Consider the following 15,862-nt stretch of genomic DNA (forward strand, 5'->3'; position numbering starts at 1 on the left):
AAAAACGTAATTCAGTTCCCTGAACCGTCATTCTCAATAGCCTATCTGCTTTTAAATTCTGCACAGTTACCTCTACTTCCTTCTCAATATTAACTGGCAGTACGACATTTTTCTTAAATGCTTCCAGAGCATATTGAAGTATTTCATTTTCCATATTTTTCCTAATCATATAGTTATCCTTTATCTGTTCAATTTTTAATTATGTTCATTAATAATGAACATACCAAAATTATGAACAAAAGTCAAATTATTTCTTAATCTAAAACAAATTACAACATTGAAAAGCTAAACTAATTTGTTCCCATTTATGATATGTTCATAATAAGTGAACACACAAAGAATATGAACATAAAAGCTCTAACATTTTAAAATCTTCAAATTTTAGTAAAAGGGCTGAAAAACTTTGGGAGAAATTTGTCGATCAAATTCCCCCCGGATTGCGCGATTTTCTAGTTATTACTATAAGAATGGCTCCCTAAAGGTAAATATTTGCGAACCTTCTCTATCGTTTTACCAAACCTTATCCATCAGTCAAAGAAAAGGAATTTGAAAGGCTAAAATCTTACCCCCAACTTTATTAACTAAGGTTGTAAAATGTCCTCAGTTCGACCATCGATTGAAATTATAAAGCTATCTACTGTTGGAAACTGCTTTAATGTTTCTGTTATTTGAGCCCAGATTGCTGCTACTCGGCAGGAGCCACCGACCTGAAATTCTAACTGTTTGTCAAAATCAACTTTGGCTACACCATTCTCAATGATTAATTTTTGAATTCTCACTCCTGAATTTATATTCGAGACAAAACCTTGATTAATTTCTTCCTGTGTTGCTCCTCGTAAAAGAGCTTCAATAGCTGTCTTGGTAACCGCCAAAGTTTTAGGAACCTGCCTTTCAACGGCTATAGTTCGGGAACAATCAAAATATGGTTCTCCCACGAAACGGGAGTCGCTCAAAAATATTTTCACGGTCATAAACTCTTGTGAAACTTCTGATGCCTCTTTGAAATAAACTGGGATTGTTAATTCATCCGCATACTCTGGCAATCCTGAAGGATTATCTTTTTCTAAAATCAATCTGCCTTTTGGAGTAGAAGGAACCGCAAAAAGAAGGGTTGCGTTAAATGGTACAAAGTCTTCAGTCATCCAATCTCCTAAAGCCTGAGCTGTTGTTATACCTAAAAGAAAACCATTATCATCAAAAAGTTTAACTGGGAAGTCAGCCTCAAAATACCAGTTGCCTCTTGCTTTTCCTTTAATAAAAAGCGGGCTTTCAATAATTTGATTAGGTCGAGGATTATCTATTTGTATCAAATCGGATTTCTCTAATTCATTACCGATATATTCTGTAAATGTTTTGCCATCGGGTGTCTTGCACTGCCTTGGATAACTTTCTAATACAGGATAGCCTGCAGAAACGCATTCTTCAAAACTATTAATATCAGGGGTTGGCGCTTCGCCCGGTTTGAACATTGTGAAGTATACTGCAGTTCCTCCAAGAATAATAACTATTATTAAGAAAATAAATATCTTTTTGTTCATGTATTGTATTCTACCAGAAAACTCCCTTCTTGGCGCTGAGTTGTCGTTATTCTCATAATTTATTTTAAATTAAATTATCGACCTTTTATAGTTTTATGAGAGCATACTTTTATTTTATCAGGGTAGTTACCTTACATCAAATTTACCTTACATCAAATAATATAATACCGTTGAATTTAGGGTCACCTTCCTTGTCAAAATAATACTTAAAGAAATCTACGGTCATAACTTCTCCTTGTGCTGAAGTTGCATGAAAAAGAAACTCGCTACTAAATAAAAAACCTTCGTGTCTCACGTCCAACCCAATTTCTTCATCTCCTTCTTTAATGAAAGCAATCCCAACAGCTTTGGGCAAACTACTAAGCAGCTCTTTAGTAATATATTCATTAGGAATATATTTTATAATTATTTCTTTCTCCCAAACAATATCTATTAAACGTTCGCCATCGGGCTTGATTTTGTTTAAAATCACCTTCTTTTCTTTTATTTTATCGAAACCTGCAATTTGCTCTGTAACATCTTGGAAGTAAAGGGAGGTCATATTACGGTCGGCGGTAAAGTGCAATCTATTTTCAAAACTTGTTTTATATTCTTCTTCGTTTTCTTTAAGGCGGTAATTTAAAGATCTCATCATTTCTCTAGCTTCGGTTAAATTCTCAGCATGAAGTAAGGCTACATTAGTTAACACAAAACCTGTGCAGTCTGTTAGATCTAATCTAAATAGAGGATCTTTATCTCTCCCTGATTCTTCACCCAAACAACCAAATTGGTAGGGAGTCCCCAAGCGCAGAATAGATAAAGCTTTTAATTTTTCATCTTTATTCAGAAACCGCTTCTGAAGTTCTTTTAAAATCGAATTAATCTCAACTGAAGATAATTGATATAATTTCTTTTGATTATTAACCCACTGCCAATTAGACCCATCTATTTTTTTATTTTGAATCAATTCTTCTTCTTTATCCGGACCTGCTTCTTCTTTAGTTCCTTCTCTGGGAATTTTACTTTCTTTTTCTGTTTTGGACTGATATAAAACTGTTATTGTGGAAATAATAGCCAAAAAAATTATACTTGCTATCAATAAATTTTTTCTCATCTTTAATTTAGACTATCATAAAAAAACAAAACCCGCTCAAATCAAGCGGATTTTGTCCCTCACAAGGAGAAGGATTTTTAGAATTTTATTCTTAATATAAAGGGATGCTATCGCAATCATCTACATTAGCTGAATAGTCATAAGTCCAATCAGTCTTCACTACATCATCCACACAGAAAGTAAAGATACCGGTAGTTTTTTTGTATCCAGTTTCAAAAACAGCATTTCCGCTATTATCAGTAGTGGCAGTAACCCCGGTTTTTTTATAAGCTCCGCTCCAACTCCCAGTAACCTCTGCTCCTTCTACTCCAGTTCCAGAACTATCCAATATCAGCACAGTGGCTTTTGGCTACCTGCGTCCTCGCTTTGCTAAAACAAAGTAGTTAATATGTACGTTCGTCCGCCTTTGCCCTTAATCAAGATGGTCAAAGGCTTCTGTAGGACAGAGAGCCTAATCTTCTCCCAACCCTGCAGTTGAACAAATTTAATATGCAGGCTTTTTTATGGTACGATTATCGAATCGCTAGTTTCTGTGTTGATAGCTGAATCATAGGTACAGCCTGATTTAGTAACATTCTCCACTGTGAAGGTAAAGGTTATCCCACTATGTGGATTCTTTACTTGATCTGATTCTAAGACTACTTTACCTGTTGTGTCAGTTATTCCAGAATCGGTATCAGAAGTAGCACCACTCCAAGAACCATACACCGTTGCTCCCTCTACTGGATCATTATTGGCGTCAACAATGGTTACGGTTGCAAGTGCTCTTATAAATTTATTTGGACCAGCAATTCTAGTACTAAGGACCATATCAATATTTGCTATATGCATAGTGGTGGCAAGCTTCTCCTTTATGGTAACTTTAGTGGTCATGGAGTTATCGGCTGTATCGGTTTCACCTTCTACAACACTTGTCTCGGCTTTAAGTGTGTGATCGCCTATGGATACACCAGTGGTACCCCAGTCAAATGGTACGATGGTTAAATCGCCGGCATTCAGGGATACTATTTTAGAACCTATAAGGACTCCGTCTGTTGTATCAGTCAAGCTTACTGTAGTTGTCTCTGAATAGGTACCCTGATTTTCCACTGTTATAGAAACTGAAACCAAATCTCCTTGATAGGCTTCTAAAGGCGCATCGATGTCAATAACTGCTACATCGTGAATAGGTTCTTTCACCGTCACCGTTGTAGTCATGGTATTATCAGCTGTGTCAGTTTCTCCTGAGACTATACCTGCCTCTGCTAAAAGAATATGGTCAGCTAAAGATGAGGTAGTGGTATCCCATGTGAAAGTCAAATCTGCTGTTCCTTTAGCAGGTAAGGATACTAATTGGCTGCCTATTTCCACAGAATCAGTGGTATCGGTCAAGGTGACATCAAATGCCTCCTCGTAATCACCCTGATTGGCTACATTCACTACAACATCAATAGAATCTCCTTGAACACACCATGAGAGTGCGGATATACCTGTCACTGCTACATCATGAACTGGTACTGTAGAATAGCTTAAGGCAGCATAAGCATCCACTATTCCCCAACCATAATCTTCATCCCAGCCTTCCGGACCTTTGTCTTCTGCCGTATCTTCTAATGCCTTTTTAACATTAGTAGGTCCAGTGGTCCCATTTGCAATTAATAGGGCAGAAACTCCAGAGACATGAGGGGCAGCCATTGAGGTACCCTGATAAAACCAGTAACCGAAGTCCTTTGGATTGTTGCCAAAGGTCTGTTGTAGGACACCATCGCCATATCCGTCATTGTTCTGGTCAACATTCAAATCTCCACCTGGTGCAGTTATATCTAAGTAGGTACCAGTATTGGAATAATAAGCCCTGGTTTCATCGAATCTCGTAGCTCCAACAGCGATACAATAGGCATCATAGGCAGCAGGATATAAAGGAGAATTTCCCCATAGGTACTCGTTTCCAGCAGCACAGACAATAGTAACTCCTTTACTGTAAGCATAGGCAACTGCCTTTTCCAAAGTAGTAGACTGGCTAGTCCCTCCTAGACTCAAATTAATTACTGCAGCACCATTATCAGCAGCAAAGTAAATACCGTCAGCAACGTTTGCATAAGTACCAGAACCGGTTGCGTCTAATACCTTTAATGGCATAATTGAGACATTAAATGCCACACCAGCTACTCCTAGATTATTGTTAGTGCTTTGGGCTACAGTCCCTGCTACATGTGTACCATGGCCTTCGTCGTCATTGGGATGGGTATCGTTGTTGACAAAGTCGTATCCTGCTACAAATGAAGTATTGGCTAAGTCGGGAGCTTGTTGAAAATTCTTGAAACTCTCATAAGCCACCCCTGTATCTACTACAGCCACGACGACATCTGGATTACCTGTTTGAATATCCCAGGCAGATTCCATATGGATACCTCCATAAATAGAATTATCTAAGTGCCACTGGTAGGAGTAGTAAGGGTCATTAGGGGTTATAAGTGCAGAAGCTATGAAGTTTGGCTCAGCGTATTCCACATTTGGGTTTCGGCTATAAATCGACACCATCTCTTCCACGGTTCTATTGCTGGGGATCCTGAGGCGCATAAATTGGCCACGTTTACTTATAGAAAGGACTGAAGTCCCGTGGCGCTGATTTATTTGACGGATCACATCTTCAGAAATACCCCTTTTGAATTTTACGATGATCTCCTCTGGAGCCCATTTTGGTCCTTTGATAGTTCTAATCTCATCTTCTTCAAAAAGCTCATCCTGTCCAAAACTTACGCCCGTAAAACCTAAAACCAAAAGACCTATCAATAATAATATCAGATATGTTTTTATCGTGTTCATTTCAAATTCCCCCTTTTCTTAAAATACGGTTTTTTCCTTATTCTTCTATGGATAATTCCATCGTATATAAAATATCAAATTAAATTAAAGCTGTCAATATTTTTATTTTTGCTCTTGAAAAAATGAGGGGGGTCGAAAGAAATCTGTTGGTCAAAATTCTTAGAGAACGGAAAAGGAAATCTACTCCCCCCTCAACTAACAGAGTTCGTATCAAAAGAATTGGCTCCCCGGGTAGGACTTGAACCTACGACCTAACGGTTAACAGCCGTTTGCTCTACCAATTGAGCTACCGGGGAGCGTAAATATAATATTAATTTATTATACTAATAAAATGATTTAAATGGAGATTATTCTTCTAAAAAGTCTCTTAATGTGGAGCTTATTTCTTTACGGCGAAGTTTACTTAAGGTTTTTGATTCAATCTGACGAATCCTTTCCCGGGTAACATTAAATCTTTTACCTACATCCTCCAATGTCCTTGGATAACCATCTTCTAAACCAAATCTAAATTGAATTACCTTTCTTTCTCTATCATCTAAGGTATGGAGAACTTTTCTTATCTGGTCTTGTAACATGCTAAATGAAGCAGCATCTGGTGGAGCTGTTGCTTCCTCATCCTCTATAAAGTCACCCAAGAAACTGTCCTCTTCCTCACCTATCGGAGTTTCAAGTGAAAGAGGTATCTGAGAAATTTTCTTTATTTCTCTAACTCTCTTGGGAGTTATATCCATTGCTTTTGCAATCTCTTCGTCAGTTGGTTCTCTACCTTCCAGAAGAAGTTGTCTTTGTGTCCTTATAAGTTTATTTATTGTTTCTACCATATGTACAGGAACTCTTATTGTTCGAGCTTGATCAGCAATTGCTCTGGTTATGGCCTGTCTTATCCACCATGTAGCATAGGTTGAAAATTTAAAACCTTTTTTATAATCAAATTTCTCTACAGCTTTAATAAGACCCATATTTCCTTCCTGTATAAGGTCTAAAAATGAAAGGCCTCTTCCTATATATCTTTTAGCAATACTTACTACCAATCTCAAGTTTGCTTCTACAAGTTTGGCTCTTGCTTTTAAATCATCTTTTTCTATTCTTTTTGCTAAAAATACTTCTTCTACTTGTTTTAATAAGTCAACTTTTCCAATTTCCTTAAGATACATTCGAACAGGGTCATTTGTAGGTGGTTTAACAGTTAGGTCTAATTTTTTCTCAATCTCCGCTCTTGCTCGCTTTTTTGCTTCTTCAAGGTCAATCTGAACCAAACCTTTATCTACTATTTCTATTTCATATTCTGCAATTGCATCATATATCTCTTCTATTTGATCTATAGTTAAGTCTATTTCTTGTAAATGTTCTGCAATCTCATCAGTAGTTAAGGAACCGGTTTCCTTTCCTTTCTCCATTAGTTCTTTTAATTCTGGGATAGCAAGAAGTAATTCGTCAGTCAATAAAATTTAAACCTCCAATTGACAATTTATAATTTTAGAATGAATATTTTAATAATATATTTTTCTTTCTTTTAATTTTCTTATTTTTTCCTCGATGTTTAATAACTTCTTAAACAGCTCATCGTAGGTCTTAGATTTACTGTCATGTTTAGCCATTTCACCTTTAATATCACTTATTTGACGCCTTAATTCAAATTCCTTTATTCGACAATAAATTTCACGTGATATTATAAGAGGATTTTCATATTTTCTTTCTTCAAATAGTAGTTTGTTGAAAAGCTTTTTTGAGGCTGTAGAAGTTAGATCATCTATAATATTATATATCTTATTATACTTTTCTTCTATTATTCCTCCTTTCAGAAGAGTAAATATTTCTCTTGCTGGAGGATATTTAAAGTCATCTTTTTCAAGCTCAAATAGAATTTCTCTTGGTTTTTCTTCGCTTTGTATTATTATAGAAATAGCTTCCAGTTCAATAGACGTTTGAGGAGAAATTTTTGTTTCATCAAACTCAACTTCAGCCTTAGGATAAGTTTTTCTTCTTATACTTGTTAAGGTTTGTTCTCTTTTTTTCTTATTCACATCTGATAAATAAGAGAAAAGTCTCTCCTCACTCATATCAATTTTTTGAGCAACCTTTTTAATATATTCTTCCTGTAATATCCTTGAGGGTAGATCCGATATGAAATTCACTGTGTCATATGCAGTTTTTAATTTGCCATTAATTGTTGATGTATCTCTTCTTTCTAAAATAGATTTTAAGGTAAAATCGACCAATGGCTCTGCCTTATTTACTAAATCAATAATACTCTTATCCTTTTTTTCCATAATAAATTTAGCAGGGTCATATCCTGAAGGAAGAGATACTGCTGACATATTGACATTATATTGATGGTACAGTTCCATATTACCGTTATATTCCTTTAATAGCTCAATTCCTCTTTCAGTAGCAGCCTCTCCAGCTGTATCTGCATCAAAAATTGTGATGATGTTATTTGTAAATCTGTTTAATAACCTGATTTGTTCTATAGTTAAAGCTGTTCCCAAACTAGCAACACAATTTTTTATTCCTTCCTGATTAAGAGCTAATATATCGGTATATCCCTCAACTACAATTACTCTATCATCTTTTACTATTTGCTCTTTTGCTTTGTTTATTCCATATACTGTCTTTTTCTTCTTGTATATCATCGTTTCTGGAGAATTTATGTACTTTGCAGTCTCTTCTTTTAATGTTCTACCACCAAAAGCAATTACCTTCCCGGTTAAATCCCAGATTGGAAACATAATTCTATCTCTAAATAGGTCATAACAACCTCGCTTAGTTTTTGAACTTTCAACTGCAAGACCAGATTGCAATAATTCATGAACATTAAATCCTGAGTTAATTGCATAATTTGTTAAACCATCCCACCTGTTTGGTGCATATCCTAATTCAAATTGTTTTATTGTTGTTGATTTGAAGCCTCTTGAATTTAAATATCTTCTAATATGAGCTGCATTTTCTGAATATAGATTTTTTACATAAAAATTCTTTGCCAGCTTATGAATCTCATACAGTCTTTCTTTGATTTTCTTCCTCTCACTACTGGGGATGCCATACTTATCTCTTCTTAAAGTGTATCCAACTCTATCAGCTAAAAGTTGTAAAGCACCAGAAAAATCAATGTTTTCAATTTTCATGATAAATGAGAAAATGTCTCCTCCTGCTTCACAACCAAAACAATGAAATAATTGTTTTGTTGAATCCACTGTGAAAGACGGTTTCTTTTCTGGATGAAATGGGCAAAGACCCGTATATCTCTTACCAGATTTTTTCAATTTAACATATTGAGAAACAATTTCTACTATATCGCTTTTATTCCTAACCTCTTCAACATCATCAATACCTGAATCTCTAAAATCCCTATATGATTGACTCATTTTAGTCCTTTATTATGAGATTGCTTCGGGACTTCGTCCCTCGCAATGACATATAATGTTGTTGTTTTTGTTATTCTTTTTCTTTGATGGTGGCTTGGGCTGCTGACAGTCTTGCTATAGGAACTCTAAATGGAGAGCAACTCACATAATTTAATCCAACTTTATTACAGAAATGTATAGATTTGGGATCTCCACCATGCTCCCCACAAATACCTAATTCTATATCTGGTTTTGTCTTTCTTGCTAATTTACATGACATTTCCACTAACTTACCTACTCCATCAATATCCATAACCTCAAAAGGATTTTTCTCAAGAATTTTTAATTCAATATATTGTGGAATAAATTTAGGTTCTGCATCATCTCTACTAAAACCAAATGTTGTCTGAGTAAGATCATTTGTTCCATAAGAGAAGAAGTCAGCATATTTTGCTATTTCATCTGCTGTTAATGCTGCTCTTGGAAGCTCAATCATGGTTCCAATTTTATAAGGAATATTTTTTCCTCTTTTTTCTAAAACTTCCTTTATTATCTTCTCAGATTCTTCCCTTGTAATCTTTAATTCCATCTTATCTGCTACAAGTGGAATCATTATCTCTACTACTGGTTCATAACCCTCATCAATCACATCACAAGCTGCTTCTATTATTGCTCTAACCTGCATATGATAAACATCTGGTCTGGTGATACCTAATCTGCATCCTCGTAGTCCTAACATAGGATTAGCTTCTTGCATAGAACGAATTGCTCTCAGTAGTTCTTCTTTCTCTTTAATCTCTTCCTCAGATGTTCCTTCTTGTTTAAGTTTTTGAAGTTCCAATAATGTCTCAACATAATCAGGTAAGAATTCATGAAGAGGTGGGTCAAGTAATCTTATTATTACAGGAAGACCAGTCATCGCTTTAAATATTCCTACAAAATCATCTTTCTGCATCCTCCATAACTTCTCAAGTGGTTTGACTCTTTCCTCATCTGTCTTTGCCAATATCATTTCTTGTACATATGGAAGTCTGTCCTCAGCCATAAACATATGCTCTGTCCTGCATAAACCTATCCCTTCCGCACCGTATTCTCTAGCCTTTTTGGCATCATCAGGAGTATCAGCATTTGCCCAAACTCCTAATCTCCTTATCTCATCACACCATTTAAGTAAGGTAATAAAATCTACATTTATTTCAGGTTCAATTAATGGTACTGCTCCGAGTATAACATTTCCCTTAGTACCATCTATAGCTATAATATCACCCTCTTTTACTATAATATTTCCTACATTAAATTGATTTTTATCATAATCAATATGAATCTCTTCAGCTCCACAAACACAAGGTTTTCCCATTCCTCTCGCTACTACCGCAGCATGGCTTGTCATTCCTCCATGACTTGTTAAAATTCCCTGTGATTCTATAAGTCCATGAATATCATCAGGTGTTGTTTCCCATCTTACTAATATAACTTTCTCACCATCTTTTCCCATTTCCGCTGCTTTATCAGCATCAAAAATTACCTTTCCAATTGCTGCACCTGGAGATGCATTAAGACCTTTCGTTAGAACATCTAATTTTGCATTAGGGTCTATTCTTGGATGCAAAAGTTGGTCAAGTTGATATGGTGATATTCTTTTCACCGCTTCTTCTTTAGAAATAAGTCCTTCTTTATGCATGTCTACTGCTATTTTTAGTGCTGCTGCTGCAGTTCTTTTTCCAGTTCTTGTTTGAAGCATATACAGTTTTCCTGGCTCAATTGTGAACTCAAGATCCTGCATATCAGTATAATGTTCTTCAAGTTTGTCCATAAGTCCAGTTAACTCTTCATACACTTCAGGTAAATCATCTTTTAGTTCAATAAGTGGTTTAGGAGTTCTTATTCCTGCTACTACATCCTCTCCCTGGGCATTTAAAAGATATTCACCATAATATACCTTTTTACCATTAGCAGGGTCTCTTGTAAAAGCTACTCCAGTTCCAGAATCCCAACCCATGTTACCAAAAACCATAGTTTGTATATTAACAGCAGTCCCTAAATCCTCAGGAATTTCATTTGCCTTACGATAAACAATTGCTCTTGGGGTGAACCATGAATCAAATACAGCTTTTACAGACATTTGTAATTGTTTTAATGGCTCATGAGGAAATTCTTCCCCTTTTTCTTCTATAATGATATTTCTATATTTTAAAATTAGATCTTTAAGATCATCTGTTGTTAGTTCTGTATCAAATTTATATCCTTTTTCTTTTTTCATTCTTCCTAATGTCTTTTCAAATTTTAGACCATCTATGCCCATAACAATTTCCCCAAACATGGAAATAAATCTTCTATATGAGTCATGTGCAAACCTCTCATTTCCTGTTAGTTGTGCTAACCCTTTAACTGATTCGTCATTTAATCCTAAATTTAAAACAGTATCCATCATACCTGGCATAGAAAACATAGCACCTGACCTAACAGAAACAAGTAGAAGATTTTCTGGATCTCCGAATTTCTTTTTGGTAACATCCTCAAGCTTTTTTAAATATTTTTCTACCTGTTCTTCTAATCCTTCTGGAAAAACCTTTCCCAGCTCATTATATTTAATGCAAGCTTCAGTTGTAATTACAAAACCCGGAGGAACAGGAAAAGCCATTTTTGTCATCTCGCAGAGATTTGCACCCTTACCGCCAAGTAATGAGCGCATCTCCTTTCCACCTTCATCAAAAAAATAAGCATACTTTTTTTCCATCTTCTTCCTTTCTATCTATTATTTTTACTATTTAATCTGAGATTGCTTCGCTATCGCTTGCAATGACAACCAAGACCTTGCTCGCAATTACAAATGAAAAACTTCCTAATAATTATTTATTATCAATTTTTATTTCATAAAGGCTTTTGACACAATCCCTGATTATAGAAAAGTATCAAAAGCCCAAATAAAAGACTACTATATTTAATCCCTATATATTATAGCAATTATAGTTAAATATATGGGTAAATATTGGTTATTTTTTAAAAAATATGTATATTTAAATCAATATATTTTTATTTTTTGTATACAAAATGAATTATTTTTGAAAAGTCACAAAACATGTTATAGGTTTTGACACATAATGAGAGTAAAGATAGACGGTTTCTCTTAATATTTTCATCCTTTTCCATAATTAATACATCATCAAATAGTTTGTCAACTAATGGTCTTAAGCTAGAAAGTTTTTTTAAGACTAGATCATATTTCTTAGAATTTATTAGTTCTTTGATTTTTCGCTTACTGGTTTTGATTAAATTAGTTAATTTAACCTCAGTTGGATGAGACAGTAATTTATCATCTACAGGATAAAGCCTAGGATAAAACATTTCTCCTTTTGAAAGATTGTAACATCTCTCATAAGGAACTATTATATCTTCAAAATTTCCAGATTTTACAAAATTAAAAAGTGCAGATTCTCTTTCTAAGATATTAACTATCTGTTCATCATTTACACCTATTATGGCTTCAAAAAGTTCAGATGGATGTTCTAATCTTATCAAATATGCTTTTAATCTATCCAAAATGAATTCTTTAACTATCTTTACAGTTTCTTTCTGACTCAACTCTAAAGTTTTTTTAGAATGAGAGAGTGTTTGTATCTGATCTTTGTAAAGTTTATAATTTTTAGTTATCATATCTGATAAGGGAAAAGATAGACCAATATTTAAAACAATTGATATTATTCCATTAGCTTGCCTTCTTAATACATGTGGATCTTGAGAGCTAGTAGGAATATATCCTATTAATAACATTCCTACTATATTATCCAATTTATCTACAACTGAAACAATAGAGCCAACTTTTGATTTTGGTAAATCGCCATCAGCTTGTATCGGAAGGTAATGTTCATAGATAGCCTCAGATACAATTTTTTCTTCCCCACCTAATTTTGAGGGTTCATATAAAGTGATTATATAAGAAGAGTCCGTATAAATCTTTCCAACAACACCCTGTAGTTCTGGAAATTCACTAACCATTTTAGTCGTAAGATCGTTTTTACATAACTTTACTGTTCGCTTTAAATTATCTATTATATCTTGCATATTATTTATATCAGCAAGATATATCCCTAATTCTTCTAATCTTTTTATTTTGTTATATAGAGAGCCTAATTTATCATGAAAAACTATACCTTTTAAAAGTTCTGTTCTATCACTGAAATTAATTGAAATATCTTTATGAAATGAATATGAAGCATCTTCAAGTCTTGCTTCCAAAACTCTTTGATGTCCTTCTTTTATTAGCTCCTCACTTTCCTTAAGCCCATTATGAACAGCGATGAATTGGTTAATTAGATTTCCCTCTATGTCCTCAACAGGAAAGTATCTTTGATGGGATTGTATTGCCATTACTAAAATCTCTTTTGGTAACTTCAAAAATTTCTCTGGGTAGTCTCCTATTATTATTTGTGGAAATTCAACTAAGTTAACTACCTCATCAAGCACTTTTGGAGTGATTTTAACTTTTATCTTCTTATCTTTTATTTTTTCTATAATTTTATCTTCTATTTTCTCAATCTCACCCAGTATTATGTTTCTTCTTAAGTTTTGATCAGCAATTACTAATTTTTCCTTCAACTTACCAAAATATTCTGAACAATTATTTATTAAAATGCGTTCTTTGCCATACAATCTATGACCATATGTGAATCTATCCGATTTTATTCCATCTAGTGAAAAATCAACTAATTCATCCCCAAAGAGTGAAAGAGTCCATCTGATTGGTCTTGAAAATCTTAAATCAGGATGATCCCAGAACATAGATTTTTCAAATTCTAATGAAGCAACAAGTTCCTTTAATATTTGAGGTAATATATTTGTTGTTTCTTTACCATGTTCAACTTTTTCAGCAAAAACTACATCCCCCTTCTTCCCTTTTTCCACTCCTAATTGGTTTAAATCAACTCCCATAGCTTTAGCAAAACCAATTGCTACTTTGGTTGGTTTGTTATCTTTATCATATGCATCTTTCTTAAAAGGACCTATAACTTTTGTAACAAGGGGGGATTGAGTTTCCTCAACACTGTTTATATAAAGAATAATCCTTCTTGGTGAACCAAAACTATTTATCTTTTCATAATTCACTCTGTGGTTCTTAAAAGATTTTTCAGCATTTTTTTTAAGTTGCTCAATTCCTGAATAAATAGCTGATGACGGTAGCTCTTCTGTTCCAATTTCTAATAATAAATCCCTAACCAATATTTTCACCTTTTAAAAGAGGAAGTCCCAATTCTTCCCTATGAGTTAAATATGCATTTGCAACTAACCTTGCTAAGTCTCTCACTCTTTTGATGTAATTTGTTCTTTTAGTAACTGATATTACTCCTCTTGAATCTAACATATTGAAAGCATGGGAGCATTTTAAAACTAATTCATGAGCAGGAAATATTAGCTTTTTCTCCAAGGCTTTTTTACATTCTAATTCCCACATATCAAACTGTTTTTTTAACATTTTAACATCTGCTACATCAAAATTATAAATTGACCATTGACTCTCTGCTTCTTTATAAATCTCTCCATATGTAATCTTATCATTCCATTTCAATTCAAAAACATTGTTTTTCCTTTGAATATACATTGCCAATCTTTCCAAACCATAAGTAAGCTCAGCAGTAATAGGAAAAAGTTCAATACTTCCCATTTGTTGAAAATAGGTGAATTGGGTTATCTCCATTCCATCTATCCAGACTTCCCATCCCAGTCCTGATGCACCTAATGTGGGTGATTCCCAATCATCCTCAACAAATCTTATGTCATGTTCCCTTAAATTAATCCCTAATGATTCCAGACTTTTCAAATAAATATCCTGTACATCTGGTGGAGAAGGCTTTAATACAACTTGATATTGATAAAAATACTGCATTCTAAAAGGATTTTCTGCATATCTTCCATCTGTTGGTCTTCTGGATGGAGATATATAAGCAGCTTTCCAGGGTTCTGGACCTAAACATCTCAAGAAAGAAGCCCAGTGGAAGGTACCTGCCCCCTTTTCCAAATCTTGTGGTTGTAAAATCAAACATCCATAATCAACCCAATATTGATGAAGGTTTAAAATCATGTCCTGAAAATTCAAAAAACCTCCTTAAATCCACTTATTTAAAATACATAAAGAAAATTATAATTTAATTGAGAATAAATATACAAGAAAAACTATTTTTTGTCATTCCTTCGCTTTGCTTTGAACAAGGTGTGCAATCTCGCTTATTAAATTTGTTCTATTTCTCTTAAAAATTGAATGGTTTTTAACTTGCTATCTAAATAATAGTAAATATAATTTTCCAAAACTTTTTGACATTCTTTTTGTGCTAAGTCACTGTAAGTATTTTCATTCCAATTTTTAATATCCTTTTCAGATAAATCTCTTAGCATTTCAATTGCCTCGTTTTCTAAAATAGTTGGTGTTTCCTCTTTAATTGAACAATCACTACACAATAAACCACCATGTTTAAAACTAAATGCATTTTTTGTTAGTTTTTCTATTTTTCTACCACACAGGGAACATTTATCTAAAATAGGTTTATATCCTGATAAAATGATATATTTTAATTGAAATGTTATTAACCATTGTCTTAAGAGAGAATCGTCTATTTTTTGCAATTCTCTAAGACTAAATAAGAAGAATGGAAAGATATTTGTAGGGTCTGATTCTGCACCACTTCTTAATATAAGGTCAGCAATTACATATGCATATGCAAGTTTTTTTAGACTCTCTCTAATATTAGAGAATGATTCTAAAATCTCAATTTGTGTAATTATGTCTAAATTTCTACCTTTATATAGAACAAGTTCACAGTATGAAAATGGTTCTAAACGAGCTCCAAATTTGCTTTTTGTTTTCCTTGCACCTTTAGCTATCGCAGATATTCTTCCGAAATGAGGTGAGTAAGCTCTTATAATTTTATCAGCTTCTTTAAATTTCATATATGAAAGTATAATTGCTTTAGTTTTATAAGTTGGCATTTTTTAAAAATAAAATTAGAATTAATATTTATATTTATCATTTCAGAACTAGACATTATTGACATAAGCTTTATGGTATATTTCTAAAGGCATTTTACCCTCCC

At 33.8% G+C, this 15,862-nt stretch carries 10 protein-coding genes and 1 tRNA gene; all 11 read right to left on the reverse strand.

Going from position 1 to position 15,862, the window contains the following annotated elements; all coding sequences use genetic code 11:
• Positions 1–581: 581 nt before the first annotated feature.
• The 11 genes from KKC53_02760 to recO all read right to left on the reverse strand — a co-directional run bounded on the left by KKC53_02760 (position 582) and on the right by recO (position 15,758).
• Positions 582–1,310 carry a GerMN domain-containing protein gene (locus KKC53_02760; GenBank protein ID MBU2598086.1) on the reverse strand — a complete coding sequence of 243 codons (729 nt, stop codon included), beginning with the start codon at positions 1,308–1,310 and terminating at the stop codon, positions 582–584.
• 370 nt (positions 1,311–1,680) lie between these two features.
• On the reverse strand, positions 1,681–2,616 hold the full coding sequence (locus KKC53_02765; protein MBU2598087.1) for a DUF1460 domain-containing protein: 936 nt from the start codon (positions 2,614–2,616) through the stop codon (positions 1,681–1,683).
• Positions 2,617–2,722: 106 nt separating this feature from the next.
• On the reverse strand, positions 2,723–2,968 hold the full coding sequence (locus KKC53_02770; protein MBU2598088.1) for a hypothetical protein: 246 nt from the start codon (positions 2,966–2,968) through the stop codon (positions 2,723–2,725).
• Positions 2,969–3,132: 164 nt separating this feature from the next.
• A complete protein-coding gene (locus tag KKC53_02775) occupies positions 3,133–5,427 on the reverse strand; it encodes a S8 family serine peptidase (protein ID MBU2598089.1) in 2,295 nt (764 codons plus the stop codon).
• Positions 5,428–5,656: 229 nt separating this feature from the next.
• Positions 5,657–5,732, reverse strand: a tRNA-Asn gene (locus tag KKC53_02780).
• A 51-nt stretch (positions 5,733–5,783) separates the two neighbouring features.
• A complete protein-coding gene (gene rpoD / locus KKC53_02785; GenBank protein MBU2598090.1) occupies positions 5,784–6,854 on the reverse strand; it encodes an RNA polymerase sigma factor RpoD in 1,071 nt (356 codons plus the stop codon).
• Between the two features lie 72 nt (positions 6,855–6,926).
• Entirely contained in the window at positions 6,927–8,801 is a 1,875-nt protein-coding gene (dnaG, locus tag KKC53_02790; protein MBU2598091.1) for a DNA primase, read from the reverse strand.
• Positions 8,802–8,871: 70 nt separating this feature from the next.
• On the reverse strand, positions 8,872–11,517 hold the full coding sequence (gene ppdK, locus KKC53_02795; protein MBU2598092.1) for a pyruvate, phosphate dikinase: 2,646 nt from the start codon (positions 11,515–11,517) through the stop codon (positions 8,872–8,874).
• A gap of 296 nt (positions 11,518–11,813) precedes the next feature.
• Positions 11,814–13,997, reverse strand: coding sequence for a glycine--tRNA ligase subunit beta (gene glyS / locus KKC53_02800; GenBank protein ID MBU2598093.1), 2,184 nt, complete (start codon positions 13,995–13,997; stop codon positions 11,814–11,816).
• Positions 13,990–14,871 carry a glycine--tRNA ligase subunit alpha gene (locus KKC53_02805; protein MBU2598094.1) on the reverse strand — a complete coding sequence of 294 codons (882 nt, stop codon included), beginning with the start codon at positions 14,869–14,871 and terminating at the stop codon, positions 13,990–13,992. The genes glyS and KKC53_02805 overlap by 8 nt, the downstream gene beginning before the upstream one ends.
• Before the next feature lie 131 nt (positions 14,872–15,002).
• Complete coding sequence (gene recO, locus KKC53_02810; protein MBU2598095.1) at positions 15,003–15,758, reverse strand: DNA repair protein RecO; 756 nt, start codon at positions 15,756–15,758, stop codon at positions 15,003–15,005.
• Between the last annotated feature and the right edge of the window lie 104 nt (positions 15,759–15,862).

Source organism: Actinomycetota bacterium, from assembly GCA_018830725.1.
Taxonomy (GTDB): Bacteria; Actinomycetota; Humimicrobiia; order JAHJRV01; family JAHJRV01; genus JAHJRV01.

Bases quoted from the DNA above. Each gene is read 5' to 3' on its own strand.
- dnaG (MBU2598091.1), bottom strand. From the start codon at position 8,801: ATGAGTCAATCATATAGGGATTTTAGAGATTCAGGTATTGATGATGTT.
- ppdK (MBU2598092.1), bottom strand. From the start codon at position 11,517: ATGGAAAAAAAGTATGCTTATTTTTTTGATGAAGGTGGAAAGGAGATG.
- recO (MBU2598095.1), bottom strand. From the start codon at position 15,758: ATGCCAACTTATAAAACTAAAGCAATTATACTTTCATATATGAAATTT.